General features: G+C 72.1%; 13 protein-coding genes and 1 pseudogene. 7 read left to right on the forward strand and 7 right to left on the reverse strand.

From position 1 onward, the window contains the following. Window positions 1-239 precede the first annotated feature (239 nt). Window positions 240-566, reverse strand: a complete 327-nt coding sequence (locus tag ACWDYF_RS21375; RefSeq protein ID WP_451584296.1) for a hypothetical protein — start codon at window positions 564-566, stop codon at window positions 240-242. 301 nt (window positions 567-867) lie between these two features. On the opposite strand from ACWDYF_RS21375, the gene ACWDYF_RS21380 reads away from it, so the two are divergent. From ACWDYF_RS21380 to rbsD, 5 genes are read left to right on the forward strand one after another with little or no spacing between them, the layout of a single operon-like run. Continuing rightward, the gene (locus tag ACWDYF_RS21380) at window positions 868-2,055 is read left to right on the forward strand and encodes a LacI family DNA-binding transcriptional regulator (protein WP_389466186.1); all 1,188 of its coding nucleotides are present in this window, start codon (window positions 868-870) and stop codon (window positions 2,053-2,055) included. Further along, window positions 2,052-3,623, forward strand: a complete 1,572-nt coding sequence (locus ACWDYF_RS21385; RefSeq protein WP_389466183.1) for a sugar ABC transporter ATP-binding protein — start codon at window positions 2,052-2,054, stop codon at window positions 3,621-3,623. Before ACWDYF_RS21380 ends, ACWDYF_RS21385 begins: the two co-directional genes overlap by 4 nt. Further along, entirely contained in the window at window positions 3,613-5,562 is a 1,950-nt protein-coding gene (locus tag ACWDYF_RS21390) for an ABC transporter permease/substrate-binding protein (protein ID WP_389466181.1), read from the forward strand. Before ACWDYF_RS21385 ends, ACWDYF_RS21390 begins: the two co-directional genes overlap by 11 nt. A gap of 53 nt (window positions 5,563-5,615) precedes the next feature. Further along, the gene (locus tag ACWDYF_RS21395) at window positions 5,616-6,548 is read left to right on the forward strand and encodes a ribokinase (protein WP_389466178.1); all 933 of its coding nucleotides are present in this window, start codon (window positions 5,616-5,618) and stop codon (window positions 6,546-6,548) included. Then, entirely contained in the window at window positions 6,545-6,934 is a 390-nt protein-coding gene (gene rbsD / locus ACWDYF_RS21400) for a D-ribose pyranase (RefSeq protein ID WP_037896949.1), read from the forward strand. Before ACWDYF_RS21395 ends, rbsD begins: the two co-directional genes overlap by 4 nt. A 203-nt stretch (window positions 6,935-7,137) precedes the next feature. Here rbsD and ACWDYF_RS21405 read toward each other — a convergent pair whose 3' ends face one another. From ACWDYF_RS21405 to ACWDYF_RS21420, 4 genes are read right to left on the reverse strand one after another with little or no spacing between them, the layout of a single operon-like run. Then, the gene (locus ACWDYF_RS21405; RefSeq protein ID WP_389466174.1) at window positions 7,138-7,740 is read right to left on the reverse strand and encodes a hypothetical protein; all 603 of its coding nucleotides are present in this window, start codon (window positions 7,738-7,740) and stop codon (window positions 7,138-7,140) included. Between the two features lie 4 nt (window positions 7,741-7,744). Continuing rightward, the gene (locus tag ACWDYF_RS21410) at window positions 7,745-8,587 is read right to left on the reverse strand and encodes a sugar phosphate isomerase/epimerase family protein (RefSeq protein ID WP_381742976.1); all 843 of its coding nucleotides are present in this window, start codon (window positions 8,585-8,587) and stop codon (window positions 7,745-7,747) included. Next, complete coding sequence (locus ACWDYF_RS21415) at window positions 8,584-9,762, reverse strand: dihydrodipicolinate synthase family protein (RefSeq protein WP_381742974.1); 1,179 nt, start codon at window positions 9,760-9,762, stop codon at window positions 8,584-8,586. Before ACWDYF_RS21415 ends, ACWDYF_RS21410 begins: the two co-directional genes overlap by 4 nt. Continuing rightward, complete coding sequence (locus ACWDYF_RS21420) at window positions 9,759-10,910, reverse strand: Gfo/Idh/MocA family protein (protein ID WP_389466171.1); 1,152 nt, start codon at window positions 10,908-10,910, stop codon at window positions 9,759-9,761. The genes ACWDYF_RS21415 and ACWDYF_RS21420 overlap by 4 nt, the downstream gene beginning before the upstream one ends. A gap of 437 nt (window positions 10,911-11,347) precedes the next feature. Between ACWDYF_RS21420 and ACWDYF_RS21425 the strand changes: the two genes are divergently transcribed. Further along, entirely contained in the window at window positions 11,348-12,403 is a 1,056-nt protein-coding gene (locus tag ACWDYF_RS21425) for a LacI family DNA-binding transcriptional regulator (RefSeq protein WP_389466169.1), read from the forward strand. Window positions 12,404-12,549: 146 nt separating this feature from the next. On the opposite strand, the gene ACWDYF_RS21430 is transcribed toward ACWDYF_RS21425, so the two are convergent. Beyond that, complete coding sequence (locus tag ACWDYF_RS21430) at window positions 12,550-12,786, reverse strand: DUF7848 domain-containing protein (RefSeq protein ID WP_451584297.1); 237 nt, start codon at window positions 12,784-12,786, stop codon at window positions 12,550-12,552. A gap of 15 nt (window positions 12,787-12,801) precedes the next feature. Then, window positions 12,802-13,104: an ATP-binding protein gene (locus tag ACWDYF_RS21435; protein ID WP_389466166.1), complete on the reverse strand. Its 303-nt coding sequence runs from the start codon at window positions 13,102-13,104 to the stop codon at window positions 12,802-12,804. 109 nt (window positions 13,105-13,213) lie between these two features. On the opposite strand from ACWDYF_RS21435, the pseudogene ACWDYF_RS21440 reads away from it, so the two are divergent. Further along, a pseudogene (locus ACWDYF_RS21440) lies at window positions 13,214-13,654 on the forward strand (Scr1 family TA system antitoxin-like transcriptional regulator); the annotation flags it as partial. Between the last annotated feature and the right edge of the window lie 72 nt (window positions 13,655-13,726).

The following is a 13,726-nucleotide window of genomic DNA, read 5'->3' on the forward strand; positions in this document are numbered from 1 at the left end:
GCCTTCACCTGACGATCACGCTGCCCGATCACCTCCTCCAACCGCGCCACCACCGCCTGAAGACTCCCCTGCACATCCGACGACGCCCCCGTGTCATACGAACGACGATCCGAACCCGAACCCGAACCCGAACCCGCCATCACACACCACTCCCCGCGAAACAGAAAAACAACAGAACAGACGACCCACACCGACCACACGGACCAGACAGATCAGACGGATCACACGGACCAGACGGATCAGCGGAACCGCGCCGCATCGAAATTCGCCGCACCCATGTGATGCCGCGCATTGTCACCCTGCTCCTGATCACCCGACGAGAACGCACCGTCCATCCCCGACTGACCACCCACAATCGCCGACAACGACGAATTCAGCTCACCCGCGATCCCATCCGCCCGACCCTTGAACTCATCGAACATCCGCCGCCCCGCACCGTTGAACTTCCCCTCCAACGGCTCCACCGCCCGCACCAACTGACGGATCAACAACCCCAGATCATCACTCGACCCACGCGAATCACGCACCAACGTCGACAACGTCTGCGCACCCATATCAAACTTCACGCCGAACTCGCCTCCCCCTGAAGCGGGTTGCACCGTCCTCGGTGAACAACCCTCCGTGAACGTTTCCGCCTCTCCATGTTCACAACCGGCCATCACCGTCGCAACCGTGTTGCGTCACAGGGCTGCCACAACCGGTGACCATCGCGGCGGAAGCGGCCGTTCACCGCCCTCAGCGCCGCACCGCTCGCTGGTCACGGCGTCCCGGCCCGTACATCACGATCTGGTCACAGACTCTTGCCCCGCGCCGTGTAATCGATTCCAATCCCTCGTGTAATCGATTCCACGAGGAGGTGGAACGGCGATGGCGAGCATCAAGGACGTCGCTGCCGAAGCGGGTGTCTCCGTGGCCACGGTCTCGCGCGTCCTGAACGAGCACCCGTCGGTCAGCGCCGAGGCGCGCGCCCGTGTGCGGGCCGCCGTCGAGGCGCTGGGCTACCGGCCGAACGCCGTCGCCCGGTCGCTGCGCACGGACCAGACCCGCACGCTCGGGCTGGTCATCAGCGACGTGCTCAACCCCTACTTCACCGAGCTGGCCCGCTCCGTCGAGGAGGAGGCCCGCGCGCTCGGCTACAGCGTGATCATCGGGAACGCCGACGAGCGGCCCGACCTCCAGGACCACCACGTACGGACGCTGCTGGACCGCAGGATCGACGGGCTGCTGGTCTCCCCCACCGACGGCGGTTCGCCGCTGATGCTCCAGGCCGCGCGGGCGGGGACGCCCATGGTGTTCGTGGACCGGTGGATCAAGGGCGTGGACGTGCCGGTGGTGCGGGCGGACGGGCAGCAGGCGGTGCGTGATCTCGTCGCGCACCTGTGCGGGCTCGGCCACCGACGGCTCGCGATCATCGCGGGCCCGGCGGCCACCACCACCGGCAGCGAGCGCGTCCGGGCCTTCCGGGACGCGCTGGCCGCGTACGGGCTCGCCCTGCCCGACGCCTACACGGGGCAGGGCGACTTCCAGGCGGAGAGCGGGCGGCGGGTCACCGAGGGCTTCCTCGACCTGCCCGAACCGCCCGAGGTGATCTTCGCCGCCGACAACCTGATGGCGCTCGGCGCGCTGGACGCGATCCGCGCCCGCGGGCTGCGGGTGCCGGACGACATCGCGCTGGCCGCGTTCGACGACATCCCGTGGTTCGTGCACACCGATCCGCCGATCACCGCCATCGCCCAGCCCACCGGCGCGCTGGGGCGGGCCGCCGTGCGGGCGCTGGTGGACCGGGTCGAGGGGCGCGGGCCGGAGTCGGTGACCCTGCCCGCCCGGCTCGTCGTGCGCCGCTCGTGCGGCGAGGCTCCCTCCCCCGGCTCCCCCGAGTCCCCCGTCTCCCCCGACTCCCCCGAGTCCTCCGGCTCTCCCGACTCCTCCGGCTCTCCCGGCGAGTCGCCCGTGGCCGTGACCGTCGTCCCCGGCGTACGGGAGCCCGCCGCCGGTGCCGGTGCCGGAGCCGTACCGGAGGACGAGTCCTTCGCAACGAACAGGAGCATGCCGTGAGCGACCCGGACGAGTTGCTGCGCATCGAGGGCATCCGGAAGACCTTCCCGGGCGTGGTGGCGCTGGACAGCGTCGACTTCGACCTGCGCCGCGGCGAGGTGCACGTGCTGCTCGGTGAGAACGGCGCGGGCAAGAGCACGCTGATCAAGATGCTCTCCGGCGCCTACACCCCCGACGCCGGGCGGATCCTGGCCGGCGGCGAGGAGGTGCGCATCCACGGTGCGCAGGACTCCGAGCGGCTCGGGATCGCCACCATCTACCAGGAGTTCAACCTGGTCCCCGATCTGACGGTCGCGGAGAACATCTTCCTGGGCCGCCAGCCGCGCCGCTTCGGGATCATCGACCGCAAGCGGATGGAGACGGAGGCCGCCGCCCTGCTCGACCGGGTGGGGGTCAAGGTGTCGCCCCGCGCGCGGGTGCGGGACCTGGGCATCGCCCGGCTCCAGATGGTCGAGATCGCCAAGGCGCTCAGCCTGGACGCGCGCGTGCTCATCATGGACGAGCCGACCGCCGTGCTGACCTCCGAGGAGGTCGAGAAGCTGTTCGCGATCGTGCGGGCGCTGCGCGCCGACGGCGTGGGCATCGTGTTCATCACGCACCACCTGGAGGAGATCGCCGCCCTGGGCGACCGGGTCACGGTCATCCGGGACGGGCGCAGCGTGGGCCAGGTGCCCGCCTCCACGCCCGAGGACGAACTGGTCCGGCTCATGGTGGGCCGCTCCATCGAGCAGCAGTACCCGCGGGAGCGGGCCGAGCGCGGTGAGCCGCTGCTCACCGTGGAGGGGCTCACCCGTGACGGCGTCTTCCACGACGTGGGCTTCGAGGTGCACGCCGGTGAGGTCGTCGGCATCGCGGGGCTGGTCGGCGCGGGCCGTACGGAGGTCGTGCGGGCCGTGTTCGGCGCGGACCCGTACGACAAGGGGGACGTCCGGGTCGCGGGCGTCCGGCTGCGGCGGCACGACGTCAACGCGGCGATGGCCGCCGGGATCGGGCTGGTGCCCGAGGACCGCAAGGGCCAGGGCCTGGTCCTGGACGCCTCCGTGGCGGAGAACCTCGGTCTGGTGACCCTGCGCTCGACCTCGCGCGGCGGGCTCGTCGACCTCAAGGGGCAGCACCGGGCGGCGGAGCGGATCGCCGGGCAGCTCGGTGTGCGGATGGCCGGTCTCGGCCAGCATGTGCGGACGCTGTCCGGCGGCAACCAGCAGAAGGTCGTCATCGGCAAGTGGCTGCTGGCGGACACCAGGGTCCTCATCCTCGACGAGCCGACCCGGGGCATCGACGTCGGTGCCAAGGTCGAGATCTACCAGCTCATCAACGAACTGACCGCGGCCGGTGCCGCCGTCCTGATGATCTCCAGCGATCTGCCCGAGGTGCTCGGCATGAGCGACCGGGTGCTGGTGATGGCCCAGGGCCGGATCGCCGGGGAACTCCCGGCCGACCGGGCCACCCAGGACGCCGTGATGGCGCTCGCCGTCGGTTCGCCCTCCTCGTCCGCCCCCGCGGCCCCCTCGAACCCCGCGACCCCTGTGAACGGAACGACCGAAGTGGAGGCCCCCCGTGGCCACTGACACGCTCAAGAGCAAGGCGGGCGCGGGTGGCGCCTCCGGCCTGCGCCGGCTGCTCCTCGACAACGGCGCGCTGACCGCGCTGATCGTCCTCGTCATCGCGCTGTCCGCGCTCTCCGGTGACTTCCTGACGACGGACAACCTGCTCAACATCGGTGTCCAGGCGGCGGTGACCGCCATCCTGGCCTTCGGTGTCACCTTCGTCATCGTCGCGGCGGGCATCGACCTGTCGGTGGGTTCGGTGGCGGCGCTCTCGGCGACCGTGCTGGCCTGGAGCGCCACCTCGCACGGCGTGCCGGTCGCCCTCGCGGTGGTCCTCGCCGTCGCCACGGGCATCGCGGCGGGCCTGGTCAACGGTTTCCTGATCTCCTACGGCAAGCTGCCGCCGTTCATCGCGACGCTGGCCATGCTGTCGGTGGCGCGCGGTCTGTCGCTGGTCATCTCGCAGGGCTCCCCGATCGCCCTGCCGGACTCGGTCTCGCACCTGGGCGACACGCTCGGCGGCTGGCTGCCGGTGCCGGTGCTGGTCATGGTCGTGATGGGGCTGATCACGGCGTTCGTGCTGGGACGTACGTACATCGGGCGTTCGATGTACGCGATCGGCGGCAACGAGGAGGCGGCCCGGCTCTCGGGGCTGCGCGTGAAGCGGCAGAAGCTCGCGATCTACGCCCTGTCCGGGCTGTTCGCCGCCGCCGCGGGCATCGTGCTCGCCGCCCGGCTGTCCTCCGCGCAGCCGCAGGCCGCCAACGGCTACGAGCTGGACGCGATCGCCGCGGTCGTCATCGGCGGCGCCTCGCTGGCGGGCGGCACCGGCAAGGCGTCCGGCACACTGATCGGCGCGCTGATCCTCGCGGTGCTCAGGAACGGCCTCAACCTGCTGTCGGTGTCCGCGTTCTGGCAGCAGGTCGTCATCGGTGTGGTGATCGCGCTGGCGGTGCTGCTGGACACGGTGCGCCGCAAGGCGGGGGCGACCCCGCAGACGGCGGGCACGGGCAGCGGCGGCGGCAAGGGCCGGCAGGCGGCGACGTACGGGCTGGCGGCCGTGGTGACGGTGGCGCTGGTGGCGGCGACCTCGCTGCTGCACACCGGGTCCGCCTCGACCACGCCGAAGCTGGGTCTCTCGCTGTCCACGCTGAACAACCCGTTCTTCGTGCAGATCAAGTCGGGCGCCCAGGCCGAGGCGAAGAAGCTGGGCCTGGACCTGACGGTCACCGACGCGCAGAACGACGCCTCGCAGCAGGCCAACCAGCTTCAGAACTTCACCAGTTCCAGCCTGGGCGCGATCATCGTCAACCCGGTCGACTCGGACGCGGCCAGCAACTCCGTGAAGGCCGCGGGCAAGGCGGACATCCCGGTGATCGCCGTGGACCGCGGTGTCAACAACGCGAAGACGGCCGCGCTGGTCGCCTCCGACAACGTGGCCGGCGGCGAGCTGGCCGCCAGGAGCATCGCCGGGAAGCTGGGCGGCCACGGGAAGATCGTGATCCTCCAGGGGCAGGCGGGCACCTCCGCCGCCCGTGAGCGCGCCGCCGGTTTCGCCCAGGGCCTCAAGGCGTACCCCGGTATCCAGGTGCTCGCCCAGCAGCCCGCGGACTTCGACCGCACCAAGGGGCTCGACGTGATGTCGAACCTGCTCCAGGCCCACCCGGACGTGCAGGGTGTGATCGCCGCCAACGACGAGATGGCGCTCGGCGCGGTCAAGGCGCTCGGCTCGAAGGCCGGTACGTCGGTGCAGGTGGTCGGCTTCGACGGCACCCCGGACGGGCTGACCGCCGTGAAGAACGGCACGCTGTACGCCTCCGTCGCGCAGCAGCCCAGCCAGCTCGGCCGGATCGCCGTGGACAACGCGCTCAAGGCGGTCCAGGGCAAGCAGGTCGCGCCGACGGTGAAGGTGCCGGTGAAGGTGGTAACGAAGGAGAACGTGGCCGGGTTCAGCGGCTGACCGGTGACCGGCCCGTCCCCCGATCTCTCAAGGCCCTCAAGGAGACACAGCGCATGTACGACTACGACCTGCTGGTCGTGGGGTCGGCCAACGCCGACCTGGTGATCGGCGTCGAGCGGCGGCCCGCGGCCGGGGAGACGGTGCTCGGCTCCGACCTGGCCGTCCACCCCGGCGGCAAGGGCGCCAACCAGGCGGTGGCCGCCGCCCGGCTCGGGGCCCGTACGGCCCTGCTGGCGCGGGTCGGCGACGACGCGCACGGCCGGCTGCTGCTGGACTCGCTGCGGGCGGCCGGTGCCGACCCGGCGGGCGTGCTGGCCGGGGGCGCCCCGACCGGGGTCGCGCTGATCACGGTGGACCCTTCCGGGGACAACAGCATCGTGGTCTCGCCGGGCGCCAACGGCCGGCTGACCCCGGACGACGTCCGCGCCGCCGCCCCGCTGATCGGTTCGGCCCGGGTGGTGTCCGCGCAGCTGGAGATCCCGCTGGAGTCGGTCGTGGAGGCCGTACGGCATCTCGCGCCGGGCAGCCGGTTCGTGCTGAACCCGTCGCCGCCGCGCCCGCTGCCGCGGGAACTGCTGGACGCCTGCGACCCGTTGATCGTCAACGAGCACGAGGCGAAGGTGATCCTGGGCGGGGACGGGGCGGGCGACGCCCCGGAGGACTGGGCGCGGGCGCTGCTCGCGCGCGGGCCGCGCTCGGTGGTGGTCACCCTCGGCGGCGAGGGCGCCCTGGTGGCGTCGGCGCAGGGGGTGTCCCGGGTGCCGTCGGTGCGGGTGGACGCCGTGGACACGACGGGCGCGGGCGACGCGTTCACCGCGGCGCTGGCCTGGCGGCTCGGCGCGGGCGCGTCCCTGCCGGAGGCGGCGGCGTACGCGGCCCGGGTAGGCGCGGCGGCCGTGACCCGGCGGGGCGCGCAGGAGTCGTACCCGACGGCCGCCGAGGTCGACGCGCTCGGCCCCGCCGTCGCCCGGGGCGGCTCCCGGTGAAGAAGGCGGGCATCCTCAACCGGCATCTCGCCGGTGCGCTGGCCGAGCTGGGGCACACGGACGAGGTGCTGGTGTGCGACGCGGGCATGCCGGTACCGGCCGGGCCGCGCGTGGTCGACCTGGCGTTCCGCGCCGGGGTGCCGTCCTTCGCCGAGGTGCTGGACGGGCTGCTCGCGGAGCTGGTGGTGGAGGGCGCCACGGCGGCGGCCGAGATACGCGGCGCCAATCCGGCGGCGTCGGCGCTGCTGGACGGCCGCTTCCCCGGGCTCGTCCTGGTCCCGCACGAGCGGCTGAAGGAGCTGTCGGCGGGCGCGCGTCTGGTCGTACGGACCGGTGAGGCGCGGCCGTACGCCAACGTCCTGCTGCGCTGCGGGGTGTTCTTCTGAGGTGAGGTGAGGTGGCGGTCCGGGAGCGGTGCCGGACAGCTTCGAGGGGGCCCGGTCGTCGACCCGGCCCCCTCGGCTCTTCCCCTCCTGCGCCGGAACCCGTGGCTCCCCCCGAGCCTCCCCGGGTCGCCCCAGGCCCCCTCCGGGGGTTCCGACGAGAGATACGACACGCCTCGGGCCGGAAGGGTTGCATCCGTTCGCGATTATTTTTCGGGTGACTGCTTTCCGGGTGCCGCATCTTCGGATGCCGGGTCCGCGGATGCCGGATCCGCGGGTGCCGGGTCCTCCGGCGCCAGGGCCCGCGTCACCGCGTCCTGTGTCGCGTGGCGGCCCCGCAGGCGTTCCGTGGCCAGGCGGGCGACGACGCGGTCCAGCAGCGCGGGGTCGCCGAGCAGATGGGCCCGGCCCTCGTCCAGGAGGCGCTTCACCAGTTCCCCGAAGAGGAGGATCCCGGTGGCGGGGTAGTGGCGGGGGTGCCTGCTGAACCGCGCCACCCAGTCCTCGTAGGGGTCACGCAGCGTCAGATGCAGATATCCGCTGCCGTGCCGCCAAGGGCCCGGCAGTCCGCCGAGCAGGCCCGCGACGCCGTACTGCCCCCGGGCCGGGTTCTCGCCGCCCAGCGTCAGCTTCACGCCCGGCATCAGCCGGGACCAGGCGACCGACCGCCCCGGCCCGCCGGGCTCGTGCCGGTGCATCCCCTCCGGCCGGAACTCCACCCAGTCGTTGTCCGGCCGGCCGCTGTCGCCCACCACCCAGAGGCCGCCGGTCCGTTCCAGCGGCCCCAGGAGCGTCCCTGTCTGCGTCATTGCGTCATTCGACCACGTGCTCGACGAACCGTCCCGCTGTTTCCGCCAGTACCTCGCGGCCGTCGCGCGCCCACAGCTCCTCGTTGAAGAGTTCGACCTCGATGAAGCCGGTGTACCCGGCCGCCTCGACGCGCCGCTTCCAGGCGCGCAGGTCGACGGAGCCGTCACCGAGCTGCCCGCGCCCGTGGAGGACGCCCGCGGGCAGCGGGGTGGTCCAGTCGGCGAGCTGGAAGGTGTGGATACGGCCGGACGCGCCCGCGCGCGCGATCTGCTCGGGCGCCCGGTCGTCCCACCAGATGTGGTACGTGTCCACGGCGACGCCGACCTGCCCGGCGGGGAAGCGTTCGGCGAGGTCCAGGGCCTGGGCGAGGGTGGAGACCACACACCGGTCGGCGGCGAACATGGGATGCAGCGGCTCCACGGCGAGGCGTACGCCGCGTTCGGCCGCGTAGGGGCCGAGGACGGCGAGGGCGTCGGCGACGCGCTCGCGGGCGCCGTGCAGGTCCCGGTCGCCGGTGGGCAGGCCGCCGGAGACCAGGACCAGGGTGTCGGTGCCGAGCGCGGCGGCCTCGTCGATCGCGGCGTGGTTGTCGGCCAGCGCCGCGGCCCGCTCGGCGGGGCCGGCCGCGGTCAGGAAGCCGCCCCGGCACAGGGTGGTGACGGTCAGCCCGGCGTCCCGGACCAGCTTGGCGGCGGCCGCCACGCCGTACGCGCGCACCGGTTCGCGCCACAGCCCGACGCCGGGCACGCCCAGCCGGGCGCAGGCGTCGGTGAGTTCGGGCAGGGAGAGCCCGCGGACCGTCATCTGGTTGACGGAGAAGCGGTCCAGGCCGGGGGCGGGGTTCATGAGGTCACTCCGTACAGGGAGAGCAGGGTGCGCATCCGGTCCTCGGCGAGCCCCGGGTCGGGGAACAGGCCGAGCCGGTCGGCGAGTTCGTAGGCGCGGGCCAGGTGCGGCAGGGAGCGGGCCGACTGGAGGCCGCCGGCCATGGTGAAGTGGCTCTGGTGCCCGGCCAGCCAGGCGAGCAGGACGACCCCGGTCTTGTAGTAGCGGGTGGGGGTCTCGAAGAGGTGCCGGGAGAGGGCCACCGTGGGGTCCAGCAGGGCGCGGAAGCCCGCCGTGTCGCCGGTGTCCAGGACGCGGACCGCCTCGGCGGCCAGCGGGCCCAGCGGGTCGAAGATGCCCAGCAGGGCGTGGCTGAAGCCCTGTTCGTCGCCCGCGATCAGCTCCGGGTAGTGGAAGTCGTCGCCGGTGTAGCAGCGCACGCCCTGCGGGAGGCGACGGCGCAGGTCGATCTCCCGCTGCGCGTCCAGCAGGGAGATCTTGACGCCGTCGACCTTGTCGGGGTGGGCGGCGACGACCTCCAGGAAGGTGTCGGTCGCCGTGTCCAGGTCCGACGAGCCCCAGTAGCCCTCCAGCGCCGGGTCGAACATCGGGCCCAGCCAGTGCAGGACGACCGGTTCGGCGGCCTGGCGCAGCAGGTGGCCGTAGACCTCCAGGTAGTCGTCCGGGCCCTGGGCCGTGGCGGCGAGGGCGCGGGAGGCCATCAGGATCGCCTGGGCGCCGGACTCCTCGACGACGGCGAGCTGTTCCTCGTAGGCCGACCGGACCTCGGCGAGGGTGGCGGTCGTGGCGGTCGTGGCGGTCAGCTGGTCGGTGCCCACGCCGCAGGCGATCCGGCCGCCGACGGCCCCGGCCTCCGCGGCGGAGCGGCGGATCAGTTCGGCGGCGCCCGCCCAGTCCAGGCCCATCCCGCGCTGCGCGGTGTCCATGGCCTCGGCCACGCCCAGGCCGTGGGACCACAGATGGCGGCGGAAGGCGAGGGTGGCGTCCCAGTCGACGGCGGCGGGCCCGTCGGGCGAGACGTCGGCGAACGGGTCGGCGACGACGTGCGCGGCGGAGAAGACGGTGCGGGAGGCCAGGGGGGCGCCCGGAGCGGCGCCCGGGGCGGCGGTGAAGGGCTCGGTACGGGGCTCGTAGGGCCGCAGGGTGCCGTCCGCGTCCGGCAGGTGGAGGGTCACAGGCCGATCTCCGGTACGTCGAGACGGCGGCCCTCGGCTGCGGAGCGCAGGCCCAGTTCGGCGAGCTGGACGCCGCGGGCGCCGGCCAGCAGGTCCCAGTGGTAGGGGGCGTCGGCGTAGACGTGCCGGAGGAACAGCTCCCACTGGGCCTTGAAGCCGTTGTCGAACACGGTGTTGTCGGGCACCTCCTGCCACTGGCCGCGGAAGTCCTCGGTGGCCGGGATGTCCGGGTTCCAGACCGGCTTGGGGGTGGCGGAGCGGTGCTGGACGCGGCAGCGGCGCAGGCCCGCGACGGCCGAGCCCTCGGTGCCGTCGACCTGGAACTCGACGAGTTCGTCGCGGTGCACGCGCACCGCCCAGGAGGAGTTGATCTGGGCGACGGCACCGCCCGCCAGCTCGAAGATCCCGTAGGCGGCGTCGTCGGCGGTGGCGTCGTAGGACTTGCCCTGCTCGTCCCAGCGCCGCGGGACGTGGGTGGCGGTGAGCGCCTGGACGGAGGTGACCCGGCCGAACAGCTCGTGCAGCACGTACTCCCAGTGCGGGAACATGTCGGTGACGATGCCGCCGCCGTCCTCGGTGCGGTAGTTCCAGGAGGGGCGCTGCGCCTCCTGCCAGTCGCCCTCGAAGACCCAGTAGCCGAACTCGCCGCGCACGGACAGGACGCGGCCGAAGAAGCCGCCGTCGATCAGGCGCTTCAGCTTGAGCAGGCCCGGCAGGAAGATCTTGTCCTGGACGACGCCGTGCCGGATGCCCGCGGCCTCGGCGAGCCGGGCCAGTTCCAGGGCGCCGTCGAGACCGGTGGCGGTGGGCTTCTCGGTGTAGATGTGCTTGCCCGCGGCGATCGCCTTGCGCAGCGCCTCCTCGCGGGCGGAGGTGACCTGGGCGTCGAAGTAGATGTCCACGGCCGGGTCGGCGAGGACGGCGTCCAGGTCGGTGGAGAAGTGCTCCAGACCGTGCTGCTCGGCAAGCGCCTTCAGCGCGTGCTCGCGGCGGCCGACCAGGACCGGCTCCGGCCACAGCACGGTGCCGTCGCCGAGATCGAGGCCGCCCTGTTCGCGCAGCGCGAGGATCGAGCGGACCAGGTGCTGGCGGTGGCCCATGCGCCCGGTCACGCCGTTCATGGCGATCCGCACCGTCTTGCGTGTCACGTCAGTGCCCGTCCCTTCGTACGGCGTACCGCGCCTGCGGCCTCCCGGACAGCAAGCGCTTTCTATCTGAGGGAGAAGCTAGCCTCTGGGCGGCGTCGCGGACAAGGGCGGAGGCGGAACGTGTCGGCCGGGCGGGCGGATCCGGTGGCAGGGGCGGCTCGGCGGGGCGGTCCGGGCGCACGGGGCCGAGGCGGTCGTCCCGTCCGGGGAGGCGCGGTGGTCCGGGCGGGCAGGAGGCACCGTGCCCTCAGGGCACGACCCGTCGCACCCCGAGGGCAGGAGCCCTCGTACGCTGCGGGCAGCGCCTGTTGTCCGAGCGGGCGGACGCGGACGTCCCCGGGGGCCGTAAGGTCGGCACGACACCGCGGCCGGCACCGGCCGTACGGCGGTGGTGTGATCACTCACGACGACGAGCTGCACGACCGGAGGACGACGAGATGACGGTGACCCTGGCGGACGTGGCGGCCCGCGCCCAGGTCTCGCCCGCGACGGTGTCGCGCGTGCTGAACGGCAACTACCCCGTCGCCGCGGCCACCCGGGAACGGGTCCTGAAGGCGGTCGACGAGCTGGACTACGTGCTCAACGGTCCCGCGAGCGCCCTCGCCGCCGCCACCTCCGACCTGGTCGGCATCCTGGTCAACGACATCGCCGACCCGTTCTTCGGGATCATGGCGAGCGCGATCCAGTCGGAGATCGGCGGTCCGGGCGGCCGGGCCGGCGGCGAACGGCTGGCGGTGGTCTGCAACACCGGCGGCTCGCCCGAGCGCGAACTCACCTATCTGACGCTGCTCCAGCGGCAGCGGGCCGCCGCGGTCGTGCTCACCGGCGGTGCCGTGGAGGACGCGCCGCACGCGGCGGCGGTCGCGGCGAAGCTGCGCCGGCTCGCGGAGGCCGGCACCCGGGTGGTGCTGTGCGGACGGCCGCCCGTGCCGGACACCGAAGCCGTCACGCTGGCCTTCGACAACCGCGGGAGCGCGCGGCGGCTGACCGGGCATCTGATCGGCCTGGGCCACCGGCGGCTCGGCTACATCGCGGGCCCGCGCGAGCGCACCACCACCCGCCACCGTCTGGAGGGCCACCGCGAGGCCCTGGCGGCGGCCGGCCTCGACGACGATCCCGCGCTCACCGTGCACGGCCGCTTCGACCGCCGCTCCGGCCACGAGGCCGCGCTGGAGCTGCTGCGCCGCGAGCCCTCGCTCACCGCGATCGTCGCCGCCAACGACTCCGTCGCCCTGGGCGCCTGCGCGGCCCTGCGCGAGTCCGGGCTGCGCGTCCCGCGGGACGTCTCCGTCGCGGGCTTCGACGACCTGCCCTTCAGCATGGACGCGGTCCCCTCCCTCACCACCGTCCGCCTCCCCCTCGCCGAGGCGGGCGCCCGCGCCGGCCGCATAGCCATGGCCCGCGAGGAGCCGCCACCGGGCGGGATCGCCACGGTGCACGGGGAACTGATGGTGCGGGGGTCGACGGGGGTGCCCCGGGAACAGCGGGGGTGACCTGCCGGGCCGCCCGGCACAAACACCGAGGCGGGGCCTGCGTGGGCCGTCCGCGGGCCGCCTCGGGCGGCTCGGCCGCACCATAGGGTCTTCGGATAGCCCCACGACTCCGACCCCCGTGCGACTTTCCGGCATTTCACTCCGGCTCAGGACTCTTCCTGAGCAGCGGGCCTTTCAGGATCAGGGGCGACCACGAAGTAGGTGAACTCCACCCCTCGAAACCTCGCATGCCGACTTTCTGCGGCATGCCCGATACACCAGTCGCGCACGGCGCGCTTGTCCACGGTCTCCTTCGAGCGCGCACCACACGTCATGCACCAGGCATGAGAACGCCCTTGTTCGGCTTCGGCGTCCCTACGCATCCTGTAGTTGACGAATCCCATGAACCGACCTCACCGCTAGACGGCGTCCGAGGGCTTGATGGCCAACTCGGCCCATACGGTCTTACCGATGACCCGTTCGATCACTCCCCACGCGTCGGAGAGGGAGGCCACGATTTCCAGGCCACGGCCGGAGACGGGCAACGGTTCACCACCGAGAGGCTGGCGAGGCATTCCGTCACCGACATCTCGCACCTCCACGCGGATGCGTTTCGCGTCCCGGTCGATGACCAGGGCGACTTGCCGACCGCGCGTGGTCTTCCCGTGAAGGATGGCATTGGTCACCAGCTCGGAGACAACCAGAGTCAGATCATCCGACAAGTTGTCAACACTGGCACGACCCCTCGAGTACCGGGCGCATAACCGGTAGGTGCCAGTCGTCTGATCTCCTGCCACAGACACGCCTCCTTACGTGACTGGAGATGGCCGAATGCCGATCACTCACAACCCGACAATCCGGCAGCTTCGTTTGGCGCGAACACTGAAAGATCTCCGCATCACGGCGGGTCTGAAGCATTCCGACGCTGCGGAAATCCTGGGTTGTGCGGAATCCAAGATGACTCGCATCGAGAATGCTCAATCTGGAATCCGGCTCCTCGATCTGAGAGCACTTCTTGACGCCTATCGCGTCACAGACGCAGCTCAGCGAGCCGAGATCGAGAAGCTAGCGAAGGACGCCAGACAGAAGGGCTGGTGGGTGCAGTACGCGAACTCCATCGATTCGGCCTACGCTGCGTACATCGCCATCGAGTCGGACGCATCCGAGGTCTACGACGTTGAGACAAGTCTTGTTCCCGGACTCTTGCAGACCCCTGCCTACACCAGAGCTGTCATCAGAATTCAGATGCCTGACGCCTCCCAGGAAAACATCGACACTCAGGTGAAGGTCCGGGAAGAACGCAGGAAGGTTCTCACCCGCGAAGGGAACCCGGTTCATCCTGTG

This window comes from Streptomyces sp. NPDC003284 (assembly GCF_053589675.1).